This is a genomic window from Zobellia sp. OII3 (assembly GCF_002211465.1).
Classification (GTDB): domain Bacteria; phylum Bacteroidota; class Bacteroidia; order Flavobacteriales; family Flavobacteriaceae; genus Zobellia; species Zobellia galactanivorans.
Window position 1 is genome coordinate 283,120 of record NZ_MWRZ01000001.1, and the last position, 14,672, is coordinate 297,791.

Sequence of the window (14,672 nt, forward strand, 5' to 3'; positions counted from 1 at the left end):
AGGATTTTTTTGTTTTTGGACCTATCTTGCAAAAAACTACTGTTTTGACCATTATAGATACCAATACGTCACTAGAGGAGCTTCAAAATTTCCTGCAATCTAAAGAATGGTTGCGTTATGGAGAAAAAATCGTATCCATAGAAAAACCCGGTGATGGCAACATGAACGTAGTCATTCGCGTTATTACCGACCAGCGTTCCTTCATCTTGAAACAGTCTAGGCCCTACGTTGAAAAATACCAAGAAATAAAGGCCCCCTTAAACCGGATTGCGGTAGAAAAAAACTTCTATCAAGCGGTTCAAGACAATGCCGTTCATGCCCATATTCCCACAATTTTGGGCTTTGACGTTGAAGAAAACCTCTTGCTCCTAGAAGATTTGGGCCATTGTGAAGACATGACCCTCATCTATCAACAAAGAGAAATTTCAAACAAACAGCTAAATCTTCTCATTTTTATTCTGGGCCTGATCCATAGAAAAAAAGTTTCAAGCGATTTTCCAGAGAACCTAGAAATGCGCCAATTGAACCACCAACATATTTTTGTACTTCCCTTCATGGAAGACAAGGGTTTTCAACTTGACGATATACAGCCCGGACTCCAAGAACTTTCCCTGCCCTACAAACAAGACAAAAAAATCAGGAAGGTCGTTAAGAAAATAGGCAAGAAATATTTGGCCCCAGGAAACACCCTCTTGCATGGCGACTACTACCCTGGAAGTTGGATGACCGAAGCCGAAAACCTTTATATTATAGACCCTGAATTCGGCTTTGTAGGCTTTCCCGAATTCGATTTGGGCGTCATGGCGGCCCATATTATTATTGCTACGGGCAAAAAAGGATACATAAAACGTATTCACGGGGCCTATCAGGGCGAAGCCAACCTTGAACTAATGTCGCAAGTGGCCGGTATAGAAATTATGCGCCGGTTGATCGGACTTGCCCAACTTCCCTTGGACCGCTCCCTAAAAGAAAAGGGCAAACTTTTGAAAAAGGCACGTAAACTCATTTTAAACCCATGAAACGCCTATTAGTTTGGTTTTTGGTTTTCCTCTCTCTAGCCTGCAAAGAGACGACTTCCCCTGTAGATTTACCGGCACCCGAAAAAAACACTTACACCACCGATACATTGCAACTTTCGGAAGCCAGATACTACGATAAGGTTTTAGGAGCACTGGTAGGTTCCGCCATAGGTGACGCCATGGGAGCTTCCACCGAAATGTGGCACCGAAAAGACATTCAGCTCAAATACGGCTACATCAACACCTTGACCCCGGCGGTACGCCAACAATCGCCCGAAGGTACATGGGGCCACAACCTTAATGCAGGTGCGACCACCGATGACACCCGATGGAAGTACACCATGGTCAAATACCTTTCAGAAAATGAGGGAAACCTGACCGCTGACCGTTTCGCCGATTTTATAACCTCCTATTATTCTACCTTAACCCGAACCATAAGTGATGGAAAAAAGGTTCCCGACACCGATTTTCTAGATACCCAAATCGAAAAAATAGACTGGATCAAAGAATGGGCACGGGTCTCTATGGCCTATCAAGAAAGCCCCGAGGCTTACCTAAAAGCCATGAACCGCTTTTACGGGGGAGAAATGTCATGCGCGGGACAATTGTACACCCCAATGTTCGGACTGATAACCGAAACGCCCGAAGCGGCCTATGAGCTCGCTTACGAGCACAGCTTGTTCGATTTGGGCTACGCCAAAGACATTTCGGCCTTGGTTTCGGCTATGACCCATATGGCCCTTCGCACCCAAGACATCGATTCCATTATCAATACCACCACCTTTGTTGACCCATTAGGTTATCAAGACAGCAGATTGGTAGGGCGTATTGCTTACCAAATGGCAGATGCTTCGGTCAAAACGATATTGCAAATAAAACAACGCAGCCTACCCGACTCCTTAACGACAAAAGACAGCTTGCTCTATAAGATTCCCTCAGGATTCCAAGGAAACCAGAAAGAGTGGATGCGCCAAGAAATGGCCTATGCCTTTTTGGAGGAGCACAAAAAGGCCATACCCTTTCACTCCGGGGAAATCTATCAAATATTGATTACGGCCCTGAAGTATGGGGAAGGCGATTTTGAAAAGACTTTACAGTTTATAGTAAACTACGGTCGTGACAACGACACCGTGGCCGCCGTGGCCGGAATGATACTAGGCGCCAAGTACGGCTACTCACGACTACCCGTATCGCTCCGCGCCCAAGCCCTTAAGGTCAACAAGGAAAATATGGGAATCGACCTCGAAGCGCTTGCCCGTGAGATTACCGAAAAAAAGTATCCTAATTCAGTCAAGCCTTAGTTTTTACTTAACAAACCAAGGCTATTTAAAATAGTATATTTGTAATTGCGCCATACGCAGCATACCCATGAGAACTACCTTAAACGTCTTTTTATTTCTTTGGCTTACTTCGATTTCGTTCGCCCAGAGCAAAATTGACAAGACCTTAAAAAAGCTGAACGAAGCATCGGTAGACTATATTCATGCCGACTCACTTAAAAACGGGTCGAACGTAGTGCTGCTCGATGCCCGTGAGAGATCGGAATACGAGGTCAGTCATTTAAAAAATGCCATGTGGGTCGGCTACGATACGTTCGAACTCGATTCCATTGTTCAAAAAATTAAAAATAAAAACAGTGAAATAGTCGTTTACTGTTCCATAGGCGTACGCTCCGAAGATATTGGGGAAAAGTTACAACAGGCAGGTTACACCAAGGTCAAAAACCTTTACGGAGGTATATTCGAATGGAAAAACCGCGGAAACCCCGTCTTCGATTCGTCAGGTAACGAAACCGAACAAGTACACGCCTTTAACAAGCAGTGGGGCAAATTGCTAAAAAACGGCAAGAAAGTATACGGACCGTAATTCAGCAACCTTTCCCCTATGCCTTTTTCACCAAACCCAGAACCTTAAAACTATAGCTATTTGAGTTTTATAACCCCTAACGAAAAACAAAAAGAGGACGCAACGGTCAATTATACCAATATAGCCTCCAAAGAGCTACTGCTCATTTTTACGCGAAACCCCCAATTGGGAAAATGCAAGACCCGTTTGGCCGCTACCATTGGCGACCAGGCGGCCTTGGACATTTACAGGTTTTTGCTCGGCCATACCGTAAAAACCACCGAAAACCTGAACACGGCCAAGCAGGTCTGGTATTCTGAGGAAATTTGGACCGATGATATTTGGAGTCCGATCATATTCGATAAAAAATTACAGCAAGGCCCTGATTTGGGCGTGCGTATGGCCCATGCTTTTCAAGAGGGATTCGCTTCGGGTTTCGAGCGTATTATCGTAATAGGAAGCGATATGTACGACCTCGACCAAAATGACCTGCAACAGGCTTTTTCCGAATTGAAAAAAAACGATTTTGTTATTGGGCCGGCCCAAGATGGAGGCTATTACCTGCTGGGCATGAACCGTTTTAAACCCGAACTGTTCTCCAACAAGGCTTGGGGCCAAGAAAGTGTCTTGGCCGATACGCTGGAAAACCTAAAAAACGAAAAACATCATATTTTAGACGAGCGAAACGATGTCGATGTTTACGAAGACATACAACATATCGATGCGTTTCGCCCTTACTTAAAACATTTAACATCATGATGCGAAAACAATTAGACGAATCCGTCGCCTATTTACAAAGTAAAGGATTTGACCAACCCGAAATCGGTATCGTACTCGGCACAGGTCTGGGCAAATTGGCCGATCAGATAGAAAACCCCATTGAGGCACACTACAACCATATTCCCTTTTTTCCCCTTGCCACGGTAGAATTCCATTCCGGAAAACTTATATATGGCACACTGGAAGGCAAAAAAGCGGTAGTCATGAAAGGACGCTTTCATTTGTACGAAGGCTATGATTTTCTAGACATCACTTACCCTATTCGGGTCATGCACCAATTGGGAATAACAAAGCTCTTTATCTCGAATGCGGCCGGTGCGATCAACCTAAACTATAAGGAAGGTGATTTAATGCTCATTGAAGACCATATCAACCTTCAAGGCGGATCGCCTTTGGCCTTCAAAAGCGTTGCCCAGTTCGGCGAACGCTTTGCCGACATGTCAGAACCCTATGATGTACCCATGCGCGAAAGCTTGATGAAAATTGCGAACAAAGAAAACATCACCCTTGGCCAAGGCGTTTACGCTTCCGTAGTGGGACCTCAACTAGAGACCAAAGCGGAATACCGCATGCTTAAAATTATCGGTGCCGATGCCGTAGGAATGAGTACCGTACCGGAGGTCATCGTTGCAAACCACTTAAACCTTCCCATAGTCGCCGTCTCGGTAATTACCGACGAATGCAACCCGGAAAACCTGAAGCCCGTAGATATCGATCGAATCATAAAAACGGCGGAAGTAGCGGAACCAAAAATGGTCAAACTCTTTAAAGAACTGATCAAGACTTTATAGACCTAGGCTTTCTTTTTCCTAAAAAATGACAGGGAGTAATGTGTAAGTTTTGACCAAAAGGCGCTACTTATTAGGAAACCTTTTGTTCTATGCAATTTAAACTAATGGCAAAAACGGCTGTTTTTTCACTTTTTTCACTGGCTGGCCTTTGTTCTTTTTTCGGAAGAAAGGAAATGCCCAAGCATCAATTTGAGAGTAAGGTTCAAAGCAACACCTTAGACCATTCAGCTTGGAACGCCTTGCTCAAAAAATATGTAGACCTCAGCGGCGACGTCGACTACAAGAACTTCAAAAACGAACAGCAATCGTTAACGGCATATCTTGACCATTTGGCCAATAATGCCCCGTCTGACAATTGGACCAAGGAGGAAGGCCTAGCCTATTACATCAACCTCTACAACGCGGCCACCGTTCAATTGATATTGAACCATTACCCCACCAAGAGCATCAAGGACATTAAAAGACCTTGGAGCAACGATTGGGTAAAAATCGGTGAAAAAACATACTCCCTAGGAGACATTGAACACAAAATACTTCGCAAAATGGACGAACCCCGTATTCATTTCGCTATTAATTGCGCCTCATTTTCGTGCCCAAAATTGCTCAACGAGGCGTATACGGCATCACAACTCGAGCGTCAGCTGCAAAAAGTATCCGAAGATTTTGTGAACGACCCCACCAGGAATATCATTTCAAAAGAAAAATTACAGCTTTCCAATATCTTCAAATGGTATAAAAGCGATTTTACCACCCACGGCAACCTCATAGAATACATAAGGCCCTATAGCAAGATAGACATTGACGCAAAGGCCGATATTGAATACCTTACTTATGATTGGAGCCTAAATGAAAAAAAATAAACTTCGCATCAGTATCGTAATTCCGGTCTTGAACGAGGCCGAGTGCATTGCCAAGGTACTTCAGTACCTGACCGCTAACAGCTCACCCGAAAACATCGAGGAGATCTTGGTCATAGACGGTGGAAGCTCAGACAACACCCCCTCTATTGCCGAAAAGAACGGCGCCAAGACCGTGCTTTCCCCCAAAGGCCGCGCAAGACAGATGAACCTTGGGGCAAAACACGCAAAAGGTGGTATTCTCTATTTTCTACATGCAGACACCCTTCCTCCCAAACATTTTGATCTATCGATCATCAAGGCCGTTGAAGAGGGGTTTAAGACAGGATGCTTTCAAATGAAATTCGACAGTAACAGTGCCTTTTTACGATTTTTCGCTTGGTTTACACGCTTGAACCATCAATTGTGCCGTGGTGGTGACCAATCCTTATTCATCACAAAAGAGCTGTTTGAAGACACCGGAGGCTTTAACGAGGCCTACGTAGTTTACGAAGACAATGAGTTTATCGGCCGACTTTACAAAAGCACGTTTTTTAAGGTCTTACCTCGACATGTAAAGACCTCGGCTAGGAGGTATGAAGAACAGGGCATGATAAAACTACAGTACCACTTCGGCATCATGCACCTAAAAAACTATTTGGGCGCCGGGCCCGAGCAGTTGTACGATTATTACAAACGCAAAATCTCCGTTTAGCGAATAGGCCCGATTTCCCCCAACTTATAGTCGAGCAGAATACCCTCGCTTATCCACTTGGCCAATGCCTGTCGGTTTTCGGGCTCAAGAATGCGCCTTTGGTCTTTCTTGTTCCTAATATTTCCGACTTCTATGAAGGTCATGGCCGGATGGGTCTTTTTTACGAGATACAAGGAAGTTCTATCTTCAAAAGTGCCTGAATACGTTCGGTTCGGTTGGTATTTTTTGTATTTTTTCTGAAAGGTCTTGTGTATGCTTTCGGCCAACTTTTTACCGTTCTTGCTCTTTTCGTGATGGTAGAAAAACACATCGATGTTCTGCCCCACGCTACGACTGTCTATGTGGGTCACAATAAGGCGTTGATACTTGCCCCTATTTTTTTTGTAAAGATTGTTTACGATATCTACCCGTTGTCTTAACCGGGCCACTTGGTTGAGCGGAATGGTTTTATTCGGGTAAGCTACTTCGTCATGGTCGATTTCGAGTATACGTTCATCCCTGATCCCATCGTTCTCATCCCTTATGATAATATAGACCGTAGCCCCGTGCGACAATAACTCTTTGGCCAAACGCAGTGTTATATCATACGCATATTCATCTTCGGCAATAGATTTTCCCCCATAAGTGGCCATCGCCCCCGGATCAGGACCACCGTGCCCCGAAACCAGGTAATAGACCGCACCTTTGAGTTTTTCACTATTCGGCAGTACCATTTCATGGTCTTTTCCAAAAATGGCATATCGCTTTCCTTCGATCTTCTTGATTTCCTTGGTTTTTCTTTGGATGGAATCTACCACCTTCACCGTATCAAGATCCGCTACGGGTATCCGATACGTCCTTCCCGCATATAAATGAATACTATCGCGTAGGTTTTCAATATTCATGGAAACAAAATCGTCGTAGTGCTCATACGGGTTTACACCTTGCTTTCTCAGTAAGGAGAGTATGCCATCTCCCTTTTCGGCAACAACGGTCTGTACCGTATCTTGGGAAAAAGACGATATTGTATAACCGATGGCAGCAATGAGGAAACCTGCCATCTTTAAGCGATAAGAAAAACTATAATCCATTCAATGATCTGTATCAAAAATCGACATTCATGAGCTTCAACGAAAAACCGTTCTTTCCTTGAAAATCAAAAACAATGCCTAAAATTATGGGAATCCGCTACAAAATTAAAGAACCAAAGAATAAAACAGCAAGACCTTGAACAATTTAGTTAACGATTTCTTCAACAGTCGGCCCATATCCCCTTTTTCTTTACGCCAATTGACTTTGGCGATAGCTTTTGGGCGATTGCCCTAAATGCCTTTTAAAGTATTTTACAAAGTAGGAAGCATCTTCAAAACCTAGCCGGAACGCGATTTCATTGATTTGCAGACTCGTAAACCGCACGAGGCGTTTGGCCTCTAAAACGGTGCGTTCTGAAATAACCTGAGAAGGAGACTTGCCAATGACAGTATTTGTAAGTGTAGATAATGTTTTGGAGGAAATATGCAGCAAACTAGCATAATCACCCACCGATAGTCCTTTTTTAAAATGTACCTCTATGAGTTCTTTAAATTCAAAAAACTGCCTTTTATAGAGACTATTAAGCTGAATAGGCGCACTATCATTTTTTTGATGAATACGCTCTAATTGAATTAAAAAGGACTTCAACAAAAAACGGATAATATCTTCATATCCAAACCTATCACGCTGCTCCAATTCACTCTGTATTAGAGTGATGTAAGCTGATGCAACGTTAAGAACTCCCTTTTCAATAGTACAACAAGGTTTATCCAACATGTGAAAAATGTTGAATTTCAGAAACATATCTACATCTGTATGTTTAAAAAAGCTTTCGTTAAAGTGAATAAGCCACCTCTGCACATCTTCATTATCATCAAAAGCATGCACTTGATCTTTGGTAATAAAAAGCACGGTGTTCTTCTTTATATCATACTTCTTAAAATCTACTACATGCGTTCCTCCTTCATTAATGAACCATATAATTTGATAATAACTATGTGAGTGGGGCACGGCAGCCAAATCACCACTTTTTTTCCTATACGCATTTAAATCGTACAGCTCAAACTGAAGCTTTCCAGGCTGCCTTTTATGCAAATGGTACTGCTCAATTTGATATTTTGAATGGCGCATTCAATTCGTTTGTAACCGGTTAACCTATTCGTCGATAAAAAGATGCATCACTAACGTCCCAATTTATAATTTTTCCACCGTTTGAATTCCGCTATAAATGGCACCGTCCATATATCCGCCATGAACAGGGGACGTTTCCGCCCCCGAGAACCGTAATTTACCGTTCATATAGTTTCTGTTAAAAACGGGGTTTCCATAAGACGGGCTCATATAAATAGATTTGATATTTTCACATGAGGTATGCCAATCTTGAGACCAATCTTTTTCTTCATAGGAAAGGTAATCTAAGATTTCAGTTCCCAGATATTGGGACAAATAACCCAAAATACGCTGCTTCCTATTCTCGGCCGATGTATCGCGAAGCCCTTCGTTTACAAAACCCATCAATGCATAATGTTCGTTTTCGGCATCATTATGGTCATAAAGTTCAGTAACGGCCCCCACTTGACCAATGATCATTCCTGAAAAATCATTGTTTCTCCAAAATGGCTCTTTAAACGTTAACCCTACTTTTATGGCATTGCTCATCCAAGTATGGGTCTTATCCATCACCGCCCCAACCTCAACAGGTAATTCGGGAGAAAATGAAATACGAGTTGCTATTTTTGGAGGAATGGTAACGATTACCTTCTCCCCAAAAAATACCCCATTATCAGTTGCTACCTGCATTCCATTTTCCGTCTCATGGATACTCAAAACCTTAGTTTCTGTTTTTATTTTATCCGATACCGTTTTAGCCAATGCGCGAATCAAAGCTTGTGAATTGCCTTTAATACGATAAGCAGATGGGGTATTTGGGTCGTTTTCAAAATAATGTTCGGGCGCCATGGTGCTATAGACCAATATACTCTTCCCTTTGTTATACTGATGGTATTTCTCAACGCCAAGCTCGTTCAAAAGCGCTATAACCTCTTCATGGTGCGTCTGGAACCACGTAGCTCCATAATCAATCCTGTCTCGGGTTACGATTCGCCCTCCTATGCGGTCTCGAGATTCAAGAACCGTAAAACTGGTTTCACCTTTATTAAATAACTTATATGCAGATGTAAGACCTGAAAGCCCTGCACCTATGATAATATATTTAGAAAAATTCCCTTTCAAACTTATTTCATTAAATGTGTTCCGTGTACTACTGCTGCTCCCGCTCTTAATACGGCAGAAACCATAGTAACTTCCGCCAACTCCTCTTGAGTGGCTCCTGCCTTTATTGCAGCGTCTTTATGTATCTCAAGACAATAAGGGCATTGTGTTGTCAAAGCTACAGCAATTGCCATTAATTCTTTATACTTTTTTGGTATGGCACCCTCGGCCAAAGCCGCTTGATCAAAAGCCCAAAAAGCTTTCATTGTTTTTTCCGATTCTTTTCCTAGAGTTTTTAAATTCTCAAGATTCTTCATATCATACATATCTTCAAGATTTTTTTAGAGGGGAAGAAAAATGAAGCACTTCATTTATTTATTAAACCATAAATTGCCTCAATCTTCCCTAGGGCTTATTACGTTTAATTTCTTCCTGACATTACACCACCATCTGTATCCCAAATCGCACCAGTCACCCAAGAAGCCTTTTCCGAAAGCAAAAAAGATATGGTATTGGCGACATCTTCCGGTTTCCCATACCGTCCAATAGGGTGAAAACCATGAAAACCTTGCAAAGCCTCTTTTGCCTCTTCTTTTCCTCCAAAAACACTATCATAAACCGGAGTTTGAACTACCGCCGGAGATACGGCATTCACACGAATTTTAAAATCTGCCAACTCCATTGCCAAATGTTGTGTTAGCGAATGTAAACCTGCCTTTTGCATAGAATATGCCGTTGAAGGAGTTGCTTTCACAGCTTGTTTGGCCCACATAGAGCCCACATTTACAATAGACCCACCACCTGTATCCGCCATCTTTTTAGCTGCATTCTGAGTAATAAAATAGAACCCCCTATTCAAATCCATATACGAATCATAATCTGCCACGGTATGGTCTAAAAATGGTTTGGGGCCAAAAATACCTGAAGCATTCACTAAGTAATCTAAATTATCCCAACCATTTATTTCCGCGTTTAAGCCGTCCAATTCGCTTGCACTCGTAATATCAACCTTATAAGTAAGCAAACTTCCTGTGGCCTCTTCTTTAAAAGCCCCAAGTTTTTCAGGGTTCGTACCAACCACATGTACCTCTACTCCTTCGTTTAATAGGTTTTGGGCCGTTGCTTTTCCAATTCCGCTACTACCTCCTATAATCAATGCTCGTTTCATAGTTTACTTTTTTATATGTTTTGTTGATACAAAGGTATTTCGGTTCTACAGGCCGGAACGGCACAATAAGGAGAATCCATGGTAATTTTCGGAAACAGATAGCAAAATCTCCCTACTTTTCAAATATCTTTAGGCTATAAAGTGAACATATATGAATCATGGCTTATTAGACCATATCGTTTATACCGTGCGGGATTTGGACGCTGCAATTCTAACTTTGGAAAAGAAACTAGGCGTTCAAGCAATTTTTGGAGGATACCATGCCACGCAAGGCACTAAAAACGCACTTATAAATCTAGACAATGGAACTTATCTTGAACTGCTAGTCGCCGATGACACCAACAAAAAAATACCACCTCCAAGATGGATGGGCGTAGATATGCTAAGTAAGGACCAAATCACCCGTTGGGCACTAAAGTCGGAGCAGCTTAAAAAAGATGCCAATATTTTGAACCAATACAACGCGAAAATGGGAAATATTAGCGCGGGAAGCCGCCATACGGCAGAAGGATCCCTATTAAAATGGCAACTCATATTACCTTTGCCATCACCTGAAGTAGAACTTGTGCCCTTTATGGTAGACTGGAGCCAAACAGAAACACATCCCCATAAGGCCTTGCCCCAGATGGGCTGTAAATTGATCGAACTGTATGGTAATCACCCAAACCCCGACTTATTAGCAAATATATTTACGGAATTGGGTGTACGGTTCCGAATAGAACGTAATAAAAATATAAGTCTAAAAGCGATTATACAAAGCCCTAAGGGCATTGTTGAAATTTAATTTCGAATATGAAGAATTCCCTCTATTTTTTAAGTCTGAGCCTTTTGATAGGCCTATCTTCCTGTAAGCAGGAGGTTAAAAAAGAAGAAACAAAGGCGAAAACCATACAACCGGTCGACCGTGGCACCCTTAGGGAAATAAACAAGGCCGATACCGTGGTCAACGAAGCCATTGATACCCATGGGGGCCAAGCTTATGACACGGCCCACTACAGATTTACCTTCAGGGAAAAGGAATACACTTTTCACAACAAGGGAAAAGCATATACCTACTCGGTTACATTTGGGAAAAACGGACAAGACACTTTAGACGTTCTTGACAACGGACAGTTCGTCCGTAAAGTGAACGGCAAGCCTATAAGGCTTTCGGAAAAAGACGTCATAAAACATACCGAAGCCTTAAACTCGGTCATCTATTTTGCAACCCTGCCGCACAAACTAAAAGACAAGGCCGTCAATAAAACCCTAATAGGGCCAACAAAAGTCAAGGGCGAAGATTACAAGGCCGTAAAAATCAACTTTGACCAAAATGGGGGCGGCACCGACCATGATGACGTCTTTATGTATTGGATCAACTCAAAAACAAAGACCGTAGACTATTTGGCCTATAAATACAGCACCAATAACGGGGGAGTACGCTTTAGAAGCGCCTATAACCGAAGAAACATAGACGGAATCGTATTTCAAGACTACATCAACTACAAGGCTCCAATAGGCACTCCCTTAAAACAACTGCCCGAGCTCTACGAAAAGGGAGCACTAGAAGAGCTATCTAAAATAGAAACGGAGAAGGTTGTAAATTTAGCCCAGTAAACTACCTCCGGGCAAGCCCGCGAGGCATTAAAAGGAATACACCTTGATTTCGAGGCCAACCTCGGAGCATTTAATCTCGATTATCGGGTAAAAAAATAAAACATGGCAGTTCTTGAGGTAATTAAAATGGGCAACCCCCTATTGCGGAAAGTATCGGAAGCGGTAGACATCGATGAAATAAAGTCCGATGATTTCCAAGGCTTTGTAGATGACCTGATCGCTACCATGCGCGATAAATCGGGCGTAGGTATAGCAGCTCCGCAGGTGGGCGTCCTTAAACGGGTGTTTACCATGGAAGCGAAAAAGAACGAGCGCTATCCCGACAAAAAGTCCTTTCCTTTATCGGTAGTGATCAACCCTAAGATCGAAACCTTATCGGATGAAATGGTAGATAGTTGGGAAGGCTGCCTTTCCATACCGGGAATACGCGGCCGGTTAAAACGCTACAAAACCGTAAAACTCAGCGGATACGATATAAAAGGAAATAGGTTCGAGAAGGTTCTTGACGATTTTTCGGCCATAGTGGCCCAACATGAACTCGACCACCTCAACGGAGTACTATTGATCGACCGTATGCCTTCTATGGAAACCCTTAGCTTTCAAGAAGAGTACGACACCTATTGGAACGTCTGATCAAAAGTACTGCCCGATTCCGAATACAAATCCCCTTGAAGCATCTTTGGTAATGCCATAGCCATAATCGATCCTAAAAATAGCATTAAAGATGCGCTTGTGCATCAATCGAAGTCCTATCCCAGGGTAGACACGAATGTTTCGGTCATCTGAAAAATCGCTAAAACTACCGCCAGGGTTACGCCAAGACCCCCCATCGACAAAAAAATTGCCCTGTAGTACGAACCAATTTTCGTCGATCAGCGTATGCCGGTATTCGGTATTAAAAACAATGGCCCCCGTACCGCGGTCAATGGTATTGCCCACCCCACGAATATTCAGGTTATTATCGACCGTAAACGGTGCAAAGGGACTATTTACGTTACTGGCCAGCCCCAGTCGCAACCGATTTGCCCAATTGCCTTTTTTCCCTACCCGCTTGTAGTAAACAAAATCGTTGAAGCCTATCAAAAATTCGGGCAGCTTGCTATTGCTACTGCCCACATATTGAAAGTTAAGGGTACTTTTAAACCCCTCTAAATAATAGAAATAATAGACGATGTTCTCGTAATTGTAGATAAACTTCATAAGATGTTTGTCTACTTTTAAGGCCTGTGGTACACTCGTACTGGTCGCCCCCGACAGATAGGTGTAATCTTCCGAAAAAAGACTTCCACCCAGCTCTATCCGATGGTTAAAATTGAACTCATGCAATCCCATAAGCTCAAAACCCGTGTTATTGTACCGATAATCGGCCGTGGTATTTTCAAAAAAAACGGGCTCTTGGGTAGTAAAATCGTTATAACTGACCGATAAGCCTGTAGTTCTACTAAATAGATGAGGAGCCCTCAATCCCACACCAAAAGAATTAAAAGTATCATACTGATAGAAGCCTCCTATGGTAATACCCCTTCCCAAAAAATTAAACTCCTGAAGTCCCACTCTAAATGCAAAGGCATCATTAGAGGAGGAAAAGAGATTGGCATAGGGAATCAAAGTGAAATTTTCCTCTACGTTATAAGACACCTCATACCCATTGTTCCGAGATACGGCCACTTGATAATAAGCATGTGAAATAGACGGAAGGCTTTGAAGGCGCGCCACATCTTCTTTCAATAGTATAGAATCTAAGGGCATACCCGGTTGAAGTCCGATCAATTTTTTCAAAAAAGAGACCTTAGTTCGTTTAGTTCCCTTGATATTGACCTCGAGCACCCTTCCTTCTTGCGCCCTAGAAGGCCATCCTAAGAGGATAACAAGAAGAAAAACGAGTATTCTTAAGACCATGCCCTAGTGTGTAACGCCATAAATGTAAATTGTATTCTTCATAAAATTATCACAGTAGGCGATAGGGGTCGGTTTATTTTTTTAGAATTCTATTTCAGAAAAAAGGTTCACCCAATTATCTTCACTTACTGCCATCAAAGTAAAACTATAGGTATTATCGGCTTTCAATGTCGGAGGGGTACCTTTAGTAATGTTCACCACCACGTTTTCAAGATCATAATATTGAAACCGATGCTCATGGGTATAGGTTCCTGAAATAAAATTATCATCGCTATCGGAAACGACTCCAAAGTAAATCCTTGAATCCGTATATTTTCCATCGGTCCAATGAAAAAGGGGCGAGCCCGTATCCGCCGAATCAACAACAATACTCTGTTCGGTATATTCCGTAGGCTTCGTATGATGTTTTATCCGGATGGGGTTTGACAAATGGATCTTACCTCCTTCTTCAAAGGAAACAATGGCCCATTTTTCCTCGGTCACCACTACTTCGAACTTTTTGAGATATCCGTTAAAAACGTCGAACACAGGGTTGTCTATACGGTAATACTGTTCAAAGTCATCCTTTGATACCTTTATGTTTTCGGTCTCATAATAACGTACGTTGCTCGCCCCGTCCCGCGGATAGAAAAAAACGCTTACCATATGGTCGTTCTCATTACTGGCGGCGCATGCGATTACATTATCGAGTACGGGAGCGTCTTGCTTTAGGGCATCGCTAAGGGTTACGTCTTGATTCTCAAGATCGGAAGAGCATCCGACAATCAATACCAAAAAAGCAAAAAGAACAAGGGAACGCAT

Annotated in this window: 17 protein-coding genes; 10 read left to right on the plus strand and 7 right to left on the minus strand. The window is 42.6% G+C overall.

The window, feature by feature from the left end; genetic code table 11:
* Positions 1-44: 44 nt before the first annotated feature.
* The 7 genes from B4Q04_RS01145 to B4Q04_RS01175 all read left to right on the plus strand — a co-directional run bounded on the left by B4Q04_RS01145 (position 45) and on the right by B4Q04_RS01175 (position 5,986).
* Positions 45-1,019: a phosphotransferase gene (locus B4Q04_RS01145; protein WP_046287789.1), complete on the plus strand. Its 975-nt coding sequence runs from the start codon at positions 45-47 to the stop codon at positions 1,017-1,019.
* The gene (locus tag B4Q04_RS01150) at positions 1,016-2,320 is read left to right on the plus strand and encodes an ADP-ribosylglycohydrolase family protein (protein WP_088695753.1); all 1,305 of its coding nucleotides are present in this window, start codon (positions 1,016-1,018) and stop codon (positions 2,318-2,320) included. The genes B4Q04_RS01145 and B4Q04_RS01150 overlap by 4 nt, the downstream gene beginning before the upstream one ends.
* Before the next feature lie 67 nt (positions 2,321-2,387).
* Positions 2,388-2,885, plus strand: a complete 498-nt coding sequence (locus tag B4Q04_RS01155; protein WP_013992567.1) for a rhodanese-like domain-containing protein — start codon at positions 2,388-2,390, stop codon at positions 2,883-2,885.
* 60 nt (positions 2,886-2,945) lie between these two features.
* Positions 2,946-3,623: a TIGR04282 family arsenosugar biosynthesis glycosyltransferase gene (locus B4Q04_RS01160; protein WP_013992568.1), complete on the plus strand. Its 678-nt coding sequence runs from the start codon at positions 2,946-2,948 to the stop codon at positions 3,621-3,623.
* Positions 3,620-4,435 carry a purine-nucleoside phosphorylase gene (locus B4Q04_RS01165; RefSeq protein ID WP_088695754.1) on the plus strand — a complete coding sequence of 272 codons (816 nt, stop codon included), beginning with the start codon at positions 3,620-3,622 and terminating at the stop codon, positions 4,433-4,435. The genes B4Q04_RS01160 and B4Q04_RS01165 overlap by 4 nt, the downstream gene beginning before the upstream one ends.
* A gap of 89 nt (positions 4,436-4,524) precedes the next feature.
* Positions 4,525-5,295: a DUF547 domain-containing protein gene (locus B4Q04_RS01170; protein ID WP_088695755.1), complete on the plus strand. Its 771-nt coding sequence runs from the start codon at positions 4,525-4,527 to the stop codon at positions 5,293-5,295.
* Positions 5,282-5,986 carry a TIGR04283 family arsenosugar biosynthesis glycosyltransferase gene (locus tag B4Q04_RS01175; RefSeq protein ID WP_088695756.1) on the plus strand — a complete coding sequence of 235 codons (705 nt, stop codon included), beginning with the start codon at positions 5,282-5,284 and terminating at the stop codon, positions 5,984-5,986. Before B4Q04_RS01170 ends, B4Q04_RS01175 begins: the two co-directional genes overlap by 14 nt.
* Here B4Q04_RS01175 and B4Q04_RS01180 read toward each other — a convergent pair.
* From B4Q04_RS01180 to B4Q04_RS01200, 5 genes are all read right to left on the minus strand, one after another.
* Positions 5,983-7,056, minus strand: coding sequence for an N-acetylmuramoyl-L-alanine amidase (locus B4Q04_RS01180; RefSeq protein ID WP_013992572.1), 1,074 nt, complete (start codon positions 7,054-7,056; stop codon positions 5,983-5,985). The two genes, B4Q04_RS01175 and B4Q04_RS01180, sit on opposite strands and share 4 nt — an antisense overlap.
* Before the next feature lie 190 nt (positions 7,057-7,246).
* Positions 7,247-8,128: an AraC family transcriptional regulator gene (locus B4Q04_RS01185; protein WP_088695757.1), complete on the minus strand. Its 882-nt coding sequence runs from the start codon at positions 8,126-8,128 to the stop codon at positions 7,247-7,249.
* 63 nt (positions 8,129-8,191) lie between these two features.
* Entirely contained in the window at positions 8,192-9,229 is a 1,038-nt protein-coding gene (locus tag B4Q04_RS01190; RefSeq protein WP_088695758.1) for a flavin monoamine oxidase family protein, read from the minus strand.
* Between the two features lie 2 nt (positions 9,230-9,231).
* Positions 9,232-9,534 carry a carboxymuconolactone decarboxylase family protein gene (locus tag B4Q04_RS01195; protein ID WP_088695759.1) on the minus strand — a complete coding sequence of 101 codons (303 nt, stop codon included), beginning with the start codon at positions 9,532-9,534 and terminating at the stop codon, positions 9,232-9,234.
* A 95-nt stretch (positions 9,535-9,629) separates the two neighbouring features.
* Positions 9,630-10,376 carry an SDR family NAD(P)-dependent oxidoreductase gene (locus B4Q04_RS01200; protein WP_013992576.1) on the minus strand — a complete coding sequence of 249 codons (747 nt, stop codon included), beginning with the start codon at positions 10,374-10,376 and terminating at the stop codon, positions 9,630-9,632.
* A 151-nt stretch (positions 10,377-10,527) separates the two neighbouring features.
* Here B4Q04_RS01200 and B4Q04_RS01205 point away from each other — a divergent pair, with 151 nt between their 5' ends.
* The 3 genes from B4Q04_RS01205 (at position 10,528) to def (ending at position 12,605) form a co-directional block, all read left to right on the plus strand.
* Positions 10,528-11,160: a VOC family protein gene (locus B4Q04_RS01205; RefSeq protein ID WP_088695760.1), complete on the plus strand. Its 633-nt coding sequence runs from the start codon at positions 10,528-10,530 to the stop codon at positions 11,158-11,160.
* 8 nt (positions 11,161-11,168) lie between these two features.
* Positions 11,169-11,972 carry a DUF6503 family protein gene (locus B4Q04_RS01210; RefSeq protein ID WP_088695761.1) on the plus strand — a complete coding sequence of 268 codons (804 nt, stop codon included), beginning with the start codon at positions 11,169-11,171 and terminating at the stop codon, positions 11,970-11,972.
* A 102-nt stretch (positions 11,973-12,074) separates the two neighbouring features.
* On the plus strand, positions 12,075-12,605 hold the full coding sequence (gene def, locus B4Q04_RS01215) for a peptide deformylase (protein WP_088695762.1): 531 nt from the start codon (positions 12,075-12,077) through the stop codon (positions 12,603-12,605).
* Here the strand turns inward: def and B4Q04_RS01220 are convergent, their stop codons facing one another.
* Both B4Q04_RS01220 and B4Q04_RS01225 read right to left on the minus strand, forming a co-directional pair.
* Entirely contained in the window at positions 12,606-13,871 is a 1,266-nt protein-coding gene (locus B4Q04_RS01220; RefSeq protein ID WP_088695763.1) for a POTRA domain-containing protein, read from the minus strand.
* Between the two features lie 81 nt (positions 13,872-13,952).
* The gene (locus tag B4Q04_RS01225; RefSeq protein WP_088695764.1) at positions 13,953-14,672 is read right to left on the minus strand and encodes a hypothetical protein; all 720 of its coding nucleotides are present in this window, start codon (positions 14,670-14,672) and stop codon (positions 13,953-13,955) included.